We start from the raw sequence: 13394 nt of genomic DNA, 5'->3' as shown, positions 1-13394 counted from the left end.
ATTCTAATCAAAACTATCATAAATTCAAGAATGTTCGGCAGTATTTTATCAATTTAATGTAATGACAATCGATTTACAGTGTCAATTCATAGGCAGAACTGAATTGAAAAGCCTGCTCTGTCACAGGATCGATAAACTCAAGATGTTTCGCAAGTAGTTGTAAAGGTTGGCTGAAATCATCATCTGCCTTGTGTTGCACTATGGGATAAAAGGGATCATTTTGAATTGGAATGCCCAAAGTATTTAAATGCACACGGAGCTGGTGTTGCTTGCCGGTATGTGGCTTTAATTCATACTTAGCGCGGTTTCCATGCTGCTGGATCAGCTGAATGAAGGTTTCACTATTAGGCTCCCCACCTACTATTTGCATTGTATAAAAAGGCTGACCTTTTTCCATACGATAGCGAGTTGTGATTGGGAAATTTAATTCATCTCGATAAGCTGCAATGGCGTGATAGGTTTTTTGAACGTTTCGAGTGGCAAACATCTGTTGATACAGCCCACGGCTTTCGACACATTTGGAAAAGAGCACCACACCTGCAGTTTCACGGTCTAAACGATGAATCGGCGTTAGCTGTTCAAGCTGCGTTTGTTTTTTGAGTCGAACCAATAAGGTTTCTTGTACATACTGACCGGTTGGACTCATGGTGAGAAAATGTGGTTTATCGACCACAATGAAATGATCATTTTCAAATAAAATCTGATGCTCAAAGGGAACATGGATTTCATGCGCTAAGAATCGATAATAATAAACATGACGATTGGCTTCAAAAGGACTGTCTAGTGTTAAAACGTCACCATTTGCGGCATAGACCAATCCATCTTTAAATCGTTGTTGCCACTCTGCTGCTTGGATATGAGGAAATTGCTCACACAAATATGCATAGACGGTAGAGGCTTGAGTTTGGTGACCGTCAAGGAAGACTTTGCTGGCACTAACACCATTGATCATCGGGGGAGTGTAATTTTTACAACTTTTTGAATTATTAATATATTTATTAAAAACATTTGCTTGCATTAAAACTCCACCTTTGTGTATTACAGTGAATACTATTGAATATTTGCTAATATCTGCATTTTATGCAACCTTATTGCAACCGCAAATCCGAGGTTGCAATTTTATGGGCACTATCTCAAAACGTACTACTACCAAGGGGGATGTGCGTTATCGAGCGTTAATACAAGTACGAAAGCAAGGTGTGAATTTTAGCGAATCGAAGACGTTTAGTAAAAAAACTTTAGCTGAAGCATGGATAAAAAAACGTGAAGCTGAAATTGAAATAAATCCTGAAATACTTCAAGGTTGTGAAATAAAACAGTCCATGACTCTATATGATGCAATTGAACGTTATATCGAAGATGTAACTGAAATTGGTCAATCTAAACTCTATAAGTTGAAACAATTTAAAACTTATGATTTTGCCAAATTGCAACTCATTAATTTAACCAGAGATGTTTTTTCAGCTTATGCGTTAAAACGTAGAAATAGTAATTTTGATGGGGCACCAGTAGCTAAATCCACTGTTGAACAAGATCTCTATTATTTTAAATCTGTATTAATGCATGCTGAATTTGTCCTTAATCAGGATAGCCCAGCTTTGTTTGAATTAGAAAAAGCAATGGTTGGTCTAAGAAATGCAAAACAAATAGACCGGTCTGAAAGTCGAGAGAGGCTTCCAACTAGAGACGAGCTACTGATTTTAACATCATATTTTTATAAAAGGTGGGAGCTCAAAAATGTCACTATGCCTACACATTTAATTATGTGGTTAGCAATCTATACCACTAGAAGAAGAGGTGAGTTATTTGGATTAAGAATTAGTGACTATGATGCTGAACATGGTGTGTGGTTGGTTAGAAATATGAAAAATCCAAAGGGTTCAAAAGGGAACAATAAAAGATTTAAAGTTTCATCTAAAGCCAAGGCAATTATTGATGAACTTTTAAGCCCAGAAGTAAGAAAAAAAATGATGAGACTTGGTGGAGATCCAGATCTACTTATCCCACTTGACGCAGCCTCAACAACCCGTTTATTCACAGAAGCTTGTAAAATTCATAGTATTAATGACTTATGGTGGCATGACTTTAGGCATGAAGGTGCAACTCGTCTAGCTGAAGAAGGTTTGACTGTTCCTCAAATTCAGCAGTTTACATTGCATGATAGTTGGTCTAGTTTGCAGCGATATGTAAATTTAGACTTATATCGCAAAAATTTATTAGATTATGACGAGGCTATAGATTTTGCTCAAAATGATGCTTGTTTTTAATTATTCATGATATACCCTAATTCCTTTGGTATTCATATTGGGGAGAATGGAAATGGAAAAGAATGAATTTTACTTTAGGGTGCTCCAAAGATATGACCACTATATAAATCTTGCAAATACAAAAGCTTCAAATACTATTACATTGATTAGCTCTTTAGCAGTGGCGGCCACAGGGCTAGTTGGTTGGGGCATGATGGGTGGTCAAGCGGATGAGAATATTATTTCAATAAGTAGTGAAAAAGTCATATTAATAATGTGTTTTATTGGTTTCGGTTTTTTTGCTTTCAAGGGGTATCTTCAATGTATGCAAGTGATTAAACCAAATCTGAAGCCAACCAAAGATCCAAGTACAGATAGTAAAAAGGGTCAGCTATCTACCATATTTTACGGCCATGTTAGAGATTTTAAATCCACTAAAGACTTTGTGGATGCTGTAGAAAATACAAATGAAAAAGGAAGATTTGAAGATTTGTTAAGTCAAGTCCATGTGCTTGCAGAAATTACAGCTGATAAAATGAGTGAGTATTCAAAAGTTGGTTTTTGGGTAAATTTTTCATTTATATTTTTTCTAATAATTTTACTATTAAGTTTTATTATTCGCTTGGGGTAATTGATAGTGAGTTTTGATTTTTCGACCAGTGATTTTGACAAATATGTTAATAATCCAAGAATGATGATTGATTCAATTGGGCTTGAATCAGCATCTAATTCAGAGGGTAAAGTTTCAACAGGAGCTTTGGATGAAAGTTTAAAGTTAACCATTAAAGAACCTGAACAATATAAATTACAACAACAAATTCGTGAAGTTTTTGGGCGCGGAAATACTCTGAATTTTAGTACCATTGCAGATCACCCAGATTTTAATTCCTTAGTACATGGAGGAGTAAAAAAACAATACATCACAACAATGTTTGTCGATATTAAGGGTTCGACTAAATTATCGCTTAAGTATCCAGATAGTCTTGAATTTATTTATAAGTTTAAGAATGCTGTTATTAAAACTTGCATTGAAGTCATTCATGCTTTTGATGGTCATGTACATCGAATCATGGGCGATGCTGTTTTAGGTTTTTTTGGTTCCACTAAAATTTCTAAAGAGCAGTCCATTCTTGACTGTATTAACGCTGCCTCGATGCTCACGGTATTGCTAGAACAGACAATAAAACCATGGCTTAAAAGTCAAAAAGAAGACTTTGATGTAAGAGATTTTGGTTTTCGTGTTGGTTGTAACTTTGGAGATGACTCTGAAGTTTTGTGGGGTAATTATGGTTTTGGTGCAGTTGGGGAGGTTTCGCCTACTGGACTTCCAGTTGATCTTGCTGCAAAACTACAAGGTTTAGCGAATAAAAATCAAATTATGATGGGGCAAGGAATATTGGAGTTTTTTAACTTTCCGGAAGATCTTAGTGAGATAAAGTCTGTTCAGGAAAATTATGAAGATAAACCAGTACATTTTGTTACTCCTAATTATATTAAGGCTGATGGTAGTTCTTTAAACTACACAATGAGATTGTTGAAAATAAATAAATATATTCTTGGTTTACCTCTTCCATTACAGTTAAAGAGATCGGTTACAACAGGAATATCTAATAATGAGCATGTGATTCCAAATCATAGGTTTGAATTAACAGCTGAGGTTCATGATCCGAAAGGATTTAAAAAGAAGTACATTTCTAACTCAGAGGTTATTAAAAAAAATTCTAAGATTATTGCAACCTTAAATTCTAAAAATCTAATTCTAGGAGAGTTTTTAAAGGTAATCTTTTATAAAAAAAACCATTCTGGGTTTAAAAATGAACCCATATTGGAAAAATTTTTAGAAGAGGAAATTATTAAAGAAGATATTAAGGCTGATGGTACCAGTACATTAAATATTTTTAGGGGAAATAAGACTTTTCAACGAGATTGCAATTTTAAAGGTTTGCATTATATAAGATGTGATGTGCTTGATTCTAAGCAAAATGTAGTATTTAGAGATTATATTTACGTACCAATTGAATAAATTAAAAGCTCACATTAGTGAGCTTTTATTCATCATTTTAAAAGGCTATACGGAATAACGTGTGGAAAATTTATAAAAACCAATCCACACGAAACGACTTATTGAGTGGAAACTTCAAGATCATCAACTTCTTCTTCAACGCTGTTACGCTTTATTAATGATTGCTTCCAATCACTATGCAGATTGAAGTTAGGGGCTTCTTTCATTGAAATATCTTTACCCCAAAAATCACCACGTTCTGAAAGGTGTGGCTCATTTTTTGTGTACCAAGCATCTCCATCAGCATCCACACTGTAATATTTGTAATCAGCATCAATCCCGATAAATACAGCTTCTTCACGCCCAAATGCAGTGATTTTTAACTCTGCTAGTGTGATTTCCTTATTCTCATGAGCATTGAAGTGCCCAAAAGCAGAATTAGGGCTTGATAAATCAGCTCCTTCAACATCAAAATAATCAGCGAGAATGCGCCCATCTTCGTATGTGTATAGATAGGGTGCTGTGCAAGGTTCGGTGCAATTACCGCCCCATTGATAGCCTAATTTGATGAATGCAAACCATGCTTGTGTAAATTCTGAATGATCTGCCAATTTGATTTTTAGTGCTTGTTTCATGATATTACCTTTTTAAATTACACACGTTATTCCGAAATACGGATTTTTCTTAAAACTTAAATTCCACTACTTATTCCGCATAGCCTTTTAAAATCTTGATTGGCTAGTTCACTTTGCCGGTCAAGATAAGATGCAAATTGAACAATATTTACCATCCATTTAGCCTTCTTTGTGTCTTCTGATTTAAACACTGGAAAAGGTAGATTCATTTTGTTTGCTCTGCGGTTAGCTTCCTCTATTTTCATATGTGTGAAATAGTCGTTTACTATGGTTTCTAGTGGGACAACTGGTGATGAATATCGGATCATGAGCACATGAAATGAATTTATTTGCATCATTGGATTATTCATTGCAGCTCTCCCAATTCTTGAATCAAACGCTCAGCGGTTACACGGTCTACAGTCGCAGGTACGATATGATTTCCAAGCATGTGAAAAGTGATGATATGAGCACCGTTTTGAAGTCTGTAGACCACATTTGTCATGTTTGCCAAATGGATCGTGTGCTTTGTATGATTCAAATCAGTAAACTGAAGCATGTCTTATTCTCCAATTTTAGTTTTATGTTGCATTGCTTGCGCCTTCAGTTCACCAGCATGATTAATCATCAAGCGGAAAAATATTGAGGCAGCTAAAACAGCGGGACAAACAATAAAAATGAACACGGCAACATGGCCATAATGAAAATTCATTAGTTCATCTCCTTACGAAATCCGTTGGCCATATTTTCAATATGAGTAAAAGCTTCGACCATATGCATTGCTGCAAGTTTTGGATCACGTAAATCAATACGAATTTTTTCAATACGTTTTTTGGGATTACGCCATGCATGCGCATAACCTCCTTTAAAAACATAAATATTTAGTTCGTTTTTAGTCGGGTAGAGCGACATATTGATTTCAAAATCAGTACCTGATTTGGTCATACACAGTCGTGAAATATTTGCGATGCCAGTAAGCAAATTACTTTCTAAATTCATGGCACATACCCCACAGCTTCAACAGCATTGTTAAGGTGCTTGTCTTCATCAGATAGAGCAGCTGGAGTGTCTTGGATCAAACAATGACAGCATTGTTCGTCCGGATAATTTGGACATTTCCCTTGGCAAGCATGGCTACCTTTTTTTCGATGCAGTTTTGGCCATGAATCAATGACTGATTGCTCGGGTACTATGCTTTCAGGGGTAACTGATAAGTTCATACATACTCCTCGATCAATTGAGCACGCATAGCCTTTGCAACATCGTCAAGCCATTTAGCTTTTTCTGTTAAATCAATAAATTCGAAATTGATCGCAGCATCAATGAATGCATTTGCTTGTGTAATTGCGACTGTAAATTCGTGTTGATTGGTTGATTTGTAGATGCTGTGAATAGCGGTCTGAATCTGTGAAACAGCACGTTCTTTGTAGAAATCAAAGTCTTTAGTCTGTGGTTGGCCAAAATCATCAGCTTTTAAACGTGTGATGATTATATGATCCATGTTGTTTCTATCATGAAGATTTTTTAACATAGTGACACCAAAAAAAAGAAGAAAAGTTAATTTGTCCAAATAAATTAACTTTGCTTAATATTGTTGTCAATATAAAAATTAATTTTACTTAATTTATTTTTTCCGAAACAAAAAAAAGCCGACTGTTGTCGGCATATGATTTTAATAATTTAGAGGAATTTTTTGCTTGGGGTAAATTTTCCAACATATTTTCCACGATATAAGGCATTTTCCTTTAATGGTATGATGTTTGGCTGAAAATTTGGATTTAATGCTTTTAAATAAAGGGTATTGAATTCTCTTACTAAAGCTTTAAAAGTAGCTTCATCATCTTGAAAAACAACAATCATTTCACCTGTTTGAACGCAATCGAGTGTCCAATCCGGATCAATACAGATGAAGTCACCATCATTAAACTCTGGAGAATTACTTATCCCTTGGCAAATTAAATAAAAACTATTTTTCCCTGCTTCAGGAGGCGCTGGAAGCCATCGATCAACTTCATGGGGTTGAATTGATCTCACATTTGTCATATTACCGCATTGAATATAAGTCAAAACTGGCAGCATCCGCGTTATAGGTCGGTAGTCCTTAACATTATCAGAAGTTTCTGATATTCCATACATTATGTAGTCAATAGTCGTATTAAAAGTTTCAGCTAGAGAATTTAAATGCTCATGTTTGGGTACATTTACATCATTTTCCCATTGTGAAATAGCAACATCTGAAGGCCCGATTTTGGCTGACAATTGCTTTAATGTGAGTTTTTGAGATTTTCTTAAAGATTTTATTCGTGTCCCAATGCTGCTCATATTTTAAAACCTTTTAAAAATTAACTTATCTTAATTGTTGACTAGCAAAGTTTTGTTGTGTTTAATAAATTAACTTTACTTAATTTATTGGTGTACCCATGACGCTTGATGATGCAAAAAAGAAATTGAAATGCAGTAAATCTAAACAGCTAGCTGCGTTATTAGACATCTCTCCAGAAGCAGTTAGTCAATGGAATCCTGCTTGCATACCAAAACGTCGAGAATATGAAGTTTTAGAAAAAGCTTTATTGCTAGGGAATCAACATGATCAAAATGTAACCTCAATGTCTGACTGTGCAAACATCCAAAATTAAGGACAAATTAGATATGAGTGATTTTTTATCAAATTTCGCTGCACAAAATGCTGTCTTGCCATTGGATGTTGCGCTATACCGCGCTTGCAAAGATCGACATGGAAGTAAAGCGGCTATAGCTGAGATTCATGGGTTTAATCCAATGGTATTCAGCAAATGTGTAGATATTCAAAATACGCAATATCATTTGCATCCAGAACATGTCGAAGCAATTTTGAATTACACAAAAGACATTCGCATTTTGCAAAGTGCAGCTGCCGCGCATGGTAATGCAGTGGTATATGAATTACCTGCCGATATAGATATTCATGACACAGGTTTTTTGGCCAATATAGGCACAGTTTCAAACCGAGTAGGTGAGTTATTCACGACTGTGAGTGATGCACTGAAAGATGGCCGAATAGTCGATGTTGAACTGGCAAGCATTGAAAAAAATGCAATGTGTCTTATTGCAGCTGTTGCACAACTTAAAAAATTAGCCCGTCAAAAGGCAGAAAGTGATGTGGAGACAAATTAATGGCTCTAACATTTGATCAAGTGCGTGATGCTGCAAAAGGGCGTTGGAAAGAAATTATATACCCCGCATTTGGCATCACAGTACCAGCTAAAAAAAATATACATGGTCCATGTCCGATTTGTGGCGGTAAAGACCGCTTTCGTTGTGACGATAAACAGGGGAAAGGTACGTGGATCTGTAATCAATGCGGTGCAGGTGATGGGTTTGCATTGATTGAAAAATCTCGCAGCATGAACTATTCAGAAGTTTTAACAGAAGTTGGCGCAGTCCTGGGCTTATCTGCAGATACAAAAGTTACGGATGAAGACCGTAAAAAATGGAAAGAAAAAGCCGAAGCGCAAGCCAAAGCTGCTGAACTCGAAGAGCGTAAAGCACAAGAAGCTGCTGCCAAACGTTCTGCCCGGATCTGGGGATATAAGTCATCTGACCGTGATTGCCCGTATTTGGTACGCAAGCAGGTTCAAAACCATGGCTGTCGCATAAATGGCAAAGGAAATCTGATTGTTCCTTTGTTTGATAAAGACGGAAAAATTTGGAATATCCAAGAAATTCATGCAGATGGCCATAAGCCTTTTTTACCAGGCGGGCGAGTAAGCGCATGTTTTTACATGATCGGCCAAGTGATTCAGCAAGATCAAATTATCTGTATAGCTGAGGGCTATGCGACTGGTGCCAGCATTTATGAGGCGACCGGTCACGTCACGGTTGTGGCGTTTAATTCAGGAAATATAGACAAAGTGGGTAAAGAAATACGCATATTGCATCCGCATGCACGTCTTGTGTATTGCGCTGACGATGACAGTCATTCGACTCCACCTGATGCAGGCTTAAAAGCTGCGAATAAAGCTGTGGCTGCAACAGGCGGCATTGTGATTATCCCCGAATTTAGTCAAGCGGTGAACGTATGAGTCAAGATGAAATGTTAGAGCAGCCACCATCAAATTCTCATCCGTCTGACTTTAATGACCTGCATGTGATTTCAGGGTTAGCAGAAGTGCGATCGCAGATAGAAAGCGGGATTTCTTCTCAATTTTCTGCTTTTGTTGTTCCCCCGCACCCCCTTGAAAATGCAGGCCAAGATTTGGGGCGATTTTCAGCAGAGGATCAGGCATTTTTGGCTGAAGATGAGCCAAATACTCATAGTCATGAAGATTTTGAACTTGAAACCTATACAGAGCGGGACTTAATCGAGCGTGAAAATCATTCTGGTGGGCCTCAGCAGGAGGGGGATGGGGAATCTGAAGACTTTGAGCGTCCAGATTTTACAGTTGAGAAATGTTTAGGTCGCTTCATGTTGGTGGAGGGTAAAACTGACGTATGGGATTCCTTCCGTAAAAAAACCATCAAAGCGGTTGCATTTACAAAAATGGTTGGAAAGTCAGTTGCAGAGCGCTGGCAATCGCATCGCAATCGTAAAATGATTGATCAGGATACCTTAAAAACAGAGGTTGATAGTCAGACAGCAATTGAAATCACTGACTTGATTAAACGCTATGTACATTTGGAAGGGACACTTGAATCATGGGACACACTTCATCGTGAGCGTGTTAAAAATGCGGCAATTCGTGAAGCATTTCCGAACCAATATGAAATTTGGTTTAAATCACCACATCGCCGAATGATTCATAATACTGATTTGGTATTTGATCCGACAAATTCATCCAAACCTCATCAAATTAACAGGTTTACGGGACTTGATGTAGTTGCGGCAACAGATGCTGATGCACCAGACATGTTGATGAACCGAAAAGACGCTTATGAAAAATGTAAAAGTTTTGATCAATTATTACGTCATTTATGTGTTGGTGAACCACAGGCATATGGCTGGTTAATTCGATGGTTAGCATATCCGCTTCAACATAAAGGGGCCAAAATGGCCACTTCAATACTCATGCACGGTAATATTCATGGTGCAGGTAAATCGCTATTTTTTGGCGGTATTATGGAGAAAATCTACACAAAATATCATAAGACACTAGACCAGCGAGATCTTGAAAGCCAATATAACGACTGGGCTGATGAAGTGCTTTTTTTGCTGTTTGAAGAAATCGCAAATAACAAAACTAAACACGGCATGATGGGGTTTATTAAGCATTTGATCACTGGATCTAAACTATCAATTCATCAAAAATTCTTATCGTCTATGCAACAGGCAAACCATATGAATACGGTATTTTTATCGAATCATACTCAGCCTTTGCCGATTGAAGAAAATGACCGGCGATTCTTGGTTTTGTATCCAAAGTCAACAGTACCGCAAGAATTATTAGACCGAGTCGTTGCAGATCTTGACGATAACGATGTGATAGAAGCATTTTATGCAACGCTTTTACAGATTGATTTAACTGGTTTTAATGCGCATACCAAGCCACCAATGACCAAAGCAAAACGGGAAATTATTGAATATACGCGCGCAGGATATGACACGTTTATTGTTCAGTGGATTGCTGAAGAAACCGATTACCCTTACTGTACGTGTACGGTATCCCAGCTATATGACGCATATCAAAAGTGGTCTAAAAAAACCAATGAACATATTGTTAGTCTAAAAAGGTTTATGGGTGAAGCTAAAAAATATGGGGTTGTATCGACAGATAAACAGGAGCATTGGCGAAAACCATCTCAGCCTGCAAACAAGCAGCAAAGTAAATTGGTGGTTATTGGTGTGATGCCAGAGCAGACAGCGGATAAGCAGGGAGTTCTTAGGCCAACCGTGAAAATGGATTGGTACGGTGCAGACATCGAAAAATTTGACAAGACGTTACAAGGTGATAATAATGATGCTCCATACCCATTCCCATAATAATTACAGGGTTAAATGTGTACCATGTGTACCATGTGTACCATCGTGTTTACCATTTATGACCAATGGTACACACCTGCAAGCCTTACCACACAACACTTTATTGTCCAATGTTTACCATGTGTACCATTGCGCGCGCACGCGCACACGGGAAAATTTTGCAGCCAGTAATTATGATTTAAATTTCTATTTCAAAAATGATTCAAAAAAATTCTCTTGCGTGAGAGATATTATATTAATGGTACACATGGTACACATTTTCCTAAAAGCCTTGATATATAAGGTTTGTGTGTGTGTACCATTTTTATGCAACGGTACACAAAAAACGCTTATGGTAAACATTGCACTCCAAGTAGTTATTTTTAAAATGTTTTTTGTGTGTACCATTGTAGAGGAGCGCTTGTAATGGAAAAATTCTTGCGTTTACTCAATCCAAAGTCAATCAATTACGAAGCAGATCGCATTGATGGTGGCCAGCCTGCAATGACTGCACAAGATATTCTACTTGCAATGAGCTTCGCAAAGCTGACCAAGCTACAAGACAACCTAATCCGCTTAAAATACTTTGGTGCAAACACCAAAGCCAATGTACAGATCTTCAGTGAAATTCTTGTTGGGAAATATGAACAACAGTTCGCTGATGCTGGTGTTAATCAAATTTATCATCGATCGATTGTCTTAATTGCTTTGACAGAGTTTTGTTTAGTGCCAGCAAGCTATGTACCATCTGTGAGAGCTCGGGCTTTAATTTGTGGATGGTCTTATTTTCCAGTTCATAAGTACATGATTGGGCATATTGAGAATGTTCTAAAAGATATAAACAATGAGATTGCTATTGGCGAAGATAAAATTTTTACTCAGGTCTATAAAATTAAGTAAACTTTATTATTGACTCAATAACGAATTTAAGTTAATTTTTACCACAATGGAAAACTCTAGATAAAAGCGCTGTAGTTCTCCATGGAACCGAAAGGTTCTTTAAACAAACTGCATGATTACCCTCGGAAAGTTCATGCAGTTTTTTTATGCCCGCATGTTGCACTGGTCGCAATCATGCGGGTTTTTTTATGGGATACGCAGGCATGGGTAAAAAGAATCGAGCTGCTCACTGGCAGGAGCATGAGCAATCAGCCGACAAAGCTGAGAAGGCCAGATCAAAACCGCTAAAGGATGACAAGGCCAAAGCATGGCGTAAAGCCTGTGCAGATTATTTACTGGCGAATCGATACTGCTATGACTGCACTAAGCGTGGTTATACAAGCCCAGCAGATCAGGTTGCGCACATTGATCAGCCTATCAGCCAAGTGAAGTTCTGGAACATCGATAACTGGCAGGCATTGTGTGAGCCATGCTTCCAGCGGATTACTGAGGGCAAGCCACTGACTGTGCAGGAACCCATACCTAAAGATGCAAAATTATATACGGTGAAGTAATGGCACGATTAACAAAGCTGGGTGGATCACTACCAACACTCAAGAGTAATCAACCGACCTTAGCCAAACAAGAAAACTATGGCCAAGGTCGCGGCGGTCGGCCATGGCGTCGGATCAAACGTGAAGTGCATGTACGTGATAACTGGACGTGCTGCAAGTGCCAGCGTATATCCATGACGCTTGAGTGTGATCACATTGTCAACAAAGCCCAAGGCGGAACGGATGACATGGACAACCTGCAATCATTATGCAAGCAATGCCATGACCAGAAGACACAACAAGAAAGCAAACACGGGATGAAACGTTAATGAATAAGATTGCTCAGCTGCATATACCTGATGGCGGATCATGTGTGGGGTCTCAGGTGGTGCTTGAAGATGGTTCCAAAATTGGCGGCATTCAGCAAGTCACATTGACTGGTGGTATTGATCAAGAGATTTGGGGTTTACATTTGGAAGTGTCCCCGCGATTTATAAATCAAAAACCAATAGATATTGAATTACTTTCTGTAGGCATTTCAAAGGATATTGAGCAGATCCATGCAGACACGGTGATGGTCGTGGTACGTGGTGAATATACTTGTTTTGACTCAATGGAAGACGCAGCTAGTTTCCGCGAGTGGCTAAACGAGTTCTCAAAGCTGGCTTCTAAACCAGTTGTGTTCTTGGACAAGTCTGTAGGTCTTGAACAATTAGATGATGAGAAGCTAGCATCCTTGGGACTTCAACGTATTAAAGATTAAAAGAACATACAGAACCGGCACACGTTAGCTTGGTTCAATGTTGGCAGCTCGGAATAGACGGCACGTTCATGTGTAAGCAAACTCATGAATGATTCTATGTCTCAGCAGGATGCTGAGAGGACAGAGTGGGTAGTGAAAGGATTCATACCTTGGTGACGGCAAGCCATTAACACATCAATTGGCCATCGTGGACGACTCTAATCCCTGTCAGAAATGGCAGGGATTTTTAATTCGTGGAACATATATCGTGATTCATTTTATTAAAGTTTTCGTGGAACATTTTAATAAAATTAATGACTTGCATTATATTGGTGCGCATTTAACCCCGTGGGGGGTATCAAAATTTAAAAATTTCGGTCCCAGCGGACACCGCCCCCTAATCTCATTTATAAAAAAATTCC

The 13394-nt window shown here is 37.9% G+C and carries 20 protein-coding genes; 11 read left to right on the top strand and 9 right to left on the bottom strand.

Going from position 1 to position 13394, the window contains the following annotated elements; all coding sequences use genetic code 11:
• Positions 1–73: 73 nt before the first annotated feature.
• Positions 74–1018, bottom strand: coding sequence for a pseudouridine synthase (locus B1202_RS02555; protein WP_078189013.1), 945 nt, complete (start codon positions 1016–1018; stop codon positions 74–76).
• Positions 1019–1121: 103 nt separating this feature from the next.
• Between B1202_RS02555 and B1202_RS02550 the strand changes: the two genes are divergently transcribed.
• The 3 genes from B1202_RS02550 to B1202_RS02540 are packed head-to-tail and all read left to right on the top strand — an operon-like array spanning position 1122 to position 4269.
• Positions 1122–2267, top strand: coding sequence for a tyrosine-type recombinase/integrase (locus B1202_RS02550; RefSeq protein ID WP_078189012.1), 1146 nt, complete (start codon positions 1122–1124; stop codon positions 2265–2267).
• 52 nt (positions 2268–2319) lie between these two features.
• Positions 2320–2877 (top strand): Pycsar system effector family protein, encoded by a 558-nt coding sequence (locus tag B1202_RS02545; RefSeq protein WP_143221554.1) that lies wholly within the window; start codon positions 2320–2322, stop codon positions 2875–2877.
• Between the two features lie 6 nt (positions 2878–2883).
• Complete coding sequence (locus tag B1202_RS02540) at positions 2884–4269, top strand: nucleotide-binding domain-containing protein (protein WP_078189010.1); 1386 nt, start codon at positions 2884–2886, stop codon at positions 4267–4269.
• Between the two features lie 98 nt (positions 4270–4367).
• Here the strand turns inward: B1202_RS02540 and B1202_RS02535 are convergent, their stop codons facing one another.
• From B1202_RS02535 to B1202_RS02505, 8 genes are all read right to left on the bottom strand, one after another.
• Entirely contained in the window at positions 4368–4883 is a 516-nt protein-coding gene (locus B1202_RS02535; protein ID WP_078189009.1) for a hypothetical protein, read from the bottom strand.
• 56 nt (positions 4884–4939) lie between these two features.
• Positions 4940–5233: a pyocin activator PrtN family protein gene (locus tag B1202_RS02530; protein ID WP_078189008.1), complete on the bottom strand. Its 294-nt coding sequence runs from the start codon at positions 5231–5233 to the stop codon at positions 4940–4942.
• Positions 5230–5421: a hypothetical protein gene (locus B1202_RS02525; protein ID WP_078189007.1), complete on the bottom strand. Its 192-nt coding sequence runs from the start codon at positions 5419–5421 to the stop codon at positions 5230–5232. The genes B1202_RS02530 and B1202_RS02525 overlap by 4 nt, the downstream gene beginning before the upstream one ends.
• A 3-nt stretch (positions 5422–5424) precedes the next feature.
• Complete coding sequence (locus tag B1202_RS16420; protein ID WP_171262570.1) at positions 5425–5574, bottom strand: hypothetical protein; 150 nt, start codon at positions 5572–5574, stop codon at positions 5425–5427.
• Entirely contained in the window at positions 5574–5861 is a 288-nt protein-coding gene (locus B1202_RS02520) for a hypothetical protein (RefSeq protein ID WP_078189006.1), read from the bottom strand. The genes B1202_RS16420 and B1202_RS02520 overlap by 1 nt, the downstream gene beginning before the upstream one ends.
• Positions 5858–6082: a hypothetical protein gene (locus tag B1202_RS02515; protein ID WP_078189005.1), complete on the bottom strand. Its 225-nt coding sequence runs from the start codon at positions 6080–6082 to the stop codon at positions 5858–5860. The genes B1202_RS02520 and B1202_RS02515 overlap by 4 nt, the downstream gene beginning before the upstream one ends.
• Positions 6079–6363 (bottom strand): hypothetical protein, encoded by a 285-nt coding sequence (locus B1202_RS02510; protein ID WP_078189004.1) that lies wholly within the window; start codon positions 6361–6363, stop codon positions 6079–6081. Before B1202_RS02510 ends, B1202_RS02515 begins: the two co-directional genes overlap by 4 nt.
• Positions 6364–6542: 179 nt before the next feature.
• Positions 6543–7184, bottom strand: a complete 642-nt coding sequence (locus B1202_RS02505) for a LexA family protein (RefSeq protein ID WP_078189003.1) — start codon at positions 7182–7184, stop codon at positions 6543–6545.
• 98 nt (positions 7185–7282) lie between these two features.
• Between B1202_RS02505 and B1202_RS02500 the strand changes: the two genes are divergently transcribed.
• The 8 genes from B1202_RS02500 to B1202_RS02465 all read left to right on the top strand — a co-directional run bounded on the left by B1202_RS02500 (position 7283) and on the right by B1202_RS02465 (position 12993).
• On the top strand, positions 7283–7498 hold the full coding sequence (locus tag B1202_RS02500; protein WP_078189002.1) for a hypothetical protein: 216 nt from the start codon (positions 7283–7285) through the stop codon (positions 7496–7498).
• Positions 7499–7511: 13 nt separating this feature from the next.
• Positions 7512–8015: a phage regulatory CII family protein gene (locus tag B1202_RS02495; RefSeq protein ID WP_078189001.1), complete on the top strand. Its 504-nt coding sequence runs from the start codon at positions 7512–7514 to the stop codon at positions 8013–8015.
• Entirely contained in the window at positions 8015–8923 is a 909-nt protein-coding gene (locus B1202_RS02490) for a primase-helicase zinc-binding domain-containing protein (RefSeq protein WP_078189000.1), read from the top strand. Before B1202_RS02495 ends, B1202_RS02490 begins: the two co-directional genes overlap by 1 nt.
• The gene (locus B1202_RS02485; protein WP_078188999.1) at positions 8920–10818 is read left to right on the top strand and encodes a DUF5906 domain-containing protein; all 1899 of its coding nucleotides are present in this window, start codon (positions 8920–8922) and stop codon (positions 10816–10818) included. The genes B1202_RS02490 and B1202_RS02485 overlap by 4 nt, the downstream gene beginning before the upstream one ends.
• Before the next feature lie 405 nt (positions 10819–11223).
• Complete coding sequence (locus B1202_RS02480; protein WP_078188998.1) at positions 11224–11697, top strand: hypothetical protein; 474 nt, start codon at positions 11224–11226, stop codon at positions 11695–11697.
• 146 nt (positions 11698–11843) lie between these two features.
• A complete protein-coding gene (locus tag B1202_RS02475) occupies positions 11844–12251 on the top strand; it encodes an HNH endonuclease signature motif containing protein (protein WP_078188997.1) in 408 nt (135 codons plus the stop codon).
• Positions 12251–12559 (top strand): HNH endonuclease, encoded by a 309-nt coding sequence (locus tag B1202_RS02470; protein WP_078188996.1) that lies wholly within the window; start codon positions 12251–12253, stop codon positions 12557–12559. The genes B1202_RS02475 and B1202_RS02470 overlap by 1 nt, the downstream gene beginning before the upstream one ends.
• Positions 12560–12603: 44 nt before the next feature.
• Positions 12604–12993 (top strand): hypothetical protein, encoded by a 390-nt coding sequence (locus tag B1202_RS02465; protein ID WP_143221552.1) that lies wholly within the window; start codon positions 12604–12606, stop codon positions 12991–12993.
• Positions 12994–13394: the final 401 nt, after the last annotated feature.

The organism is Acinetobacter amyesii, assembly GCF_002018365.1.
Taxonomy (GTDB): domain Bacteria; phylum Pseudomonadota; class Gammaproteobacteria; order Pseudomonadales; family Moraxellaceae; genus Acinetobacter; species Acinetobacter amyesii.
Note: the sequence above shows the minus strand (reverse complement) of the source record. Positions and strands in the feature narration are given on the sequence as shown.

What these genes read in the sequence shown, in the direction of transcription:
- B1202_RS02500 (WP_078189002.1), top strand. Translation starts at nt 7,283, where the DNA reads ATGACGCTTGATGATGCAAAAAAGAAATTGAAATGCAGTAAATCTAAA.
- B1202_RS02480 (WP_078188998.1), top strand. Translation starts at nt 11,224, where the DNA reads ATGGAAAAATTCTTGCGTTTACTCAATCCAAAGTCAATCAATTACGAA.
- B1202_RS16420 (WP_171262570.1), bottom strand. Translation starts at nt 5,574, where the DNA reads ATGAATTTTCATTATGGCCATGTTGCCGTGTTCATTTTTATTGTTTGT.
- B1202_RS02475 (WP_078188997.1), top strand. Translation starts at nt 11,844, where the DNA reads ATGCCCGCATGTTGCACTGGTCGCAATCATGCGGGTTTTTTTATGGGA.
- B1202_RS02515 (WP_078189005.1), bottom strand. Translation starts at nt 6,082, where the DNA reads ATGAACTTATCAGTTACCCCTGAAAGCATAGTACCCGAGCAATCAGTC.
- B1202_RS02495 (WP_078189001.1), top strand. Translation starts at nt 7,512, where the DNA reads ATGAGTGATTTTTTATCAAATTTCGCTGCACAAAATGCTGTCTTGCCA.
- B1202_RS02535 (WP_078189009.1), bottom strand. Translation starts at nt 4,883, where the DNA reads ATGAAACAAGCACTAAAAATCAAATTGGCAGATCATTCAGAATTTACA.
- B1202_RS02555 (WP_078189013.1), bottom strand. Translation starts at nt 1,018, where the DNA reads ATGCAAGCAAATGTTTTTAATAAATATATTAATAATTCAAAAAGTTGT.
- B1202_RS02520 (WP_078189006.1), bottom strand. Translation starts at nt 5,861, where the DNA reads ATGAATTTAGAAAGTAATTTGCTTACTGGCATCGCAAATATTTCACGA.
- B1202_RS02470 (WP_078188996.1), top strand. Translation starts at nt 12,251, where the DNA reads ATGGCACGATTAACAAAGCTGGGTGGATCACTACCAACACTCAAGAGT.
- B1202_RS02505 (WP_078189003.1), bottom strand. Translation starts at nt 7,184, where the DNA reads ATGAGCAGCATTGGGACACGAATAAAATCTTTAAGAAAATCTCAAAAA.
- B1202_RS02550 (WP_078189012.1), top strand. Translation starts at nt 1,122, where the DNA reads ATGGGCACTATCTCAAAACGTACTACTACCAAGGGGGATGTGCGTTAT.
- B1202_RS02485 (WP_078188999.1), top strand. Translation starts at nt 8,920, where the DNA reads ATGAGTCAAGATGAAATGTTAGAGCAGCCACCATCAAATTCTCATCCG.
- B1202_RS02490 (WP_078189000.1), top strand. Translation starts at nt 8,015, where the DNA reads ATGGCTCTAACATTTGATCAAGTGCGTGATGCTGCAAAAGGGCGTTGG.
- B1202_RS02525 (WP_078189007.1), bottom strand. Translation starts at nt 5,421, where the DNA reads ATGCTTCAGTTTACTGATTTGAATCATACAAAGCACACGATCCATTTG.
- B1202_RS02545 (WP_143221554.1), top strand. Translation starts at nt 2,320, where the DNA reads ATGGAAAAGAATGAATTTTACTTTAGGGTGCTCCAAAGATATGACCAC.
- B1202_RS02510 (WP_078189004.1), bottom strand. Translation starts at nt 6,363, where the DNA reads ATGGATCATATAATCATCACACGTTTAAAAGCTGATGATTTTGGCCAA.
- B1202_RS02530 (WP_078189008.1), bottom strand. Translation starts at nt 5,233, where the DNA reads ATGAATAATCCAATGATGCAAATAAATTCATTTCATGTGCTCATGATC.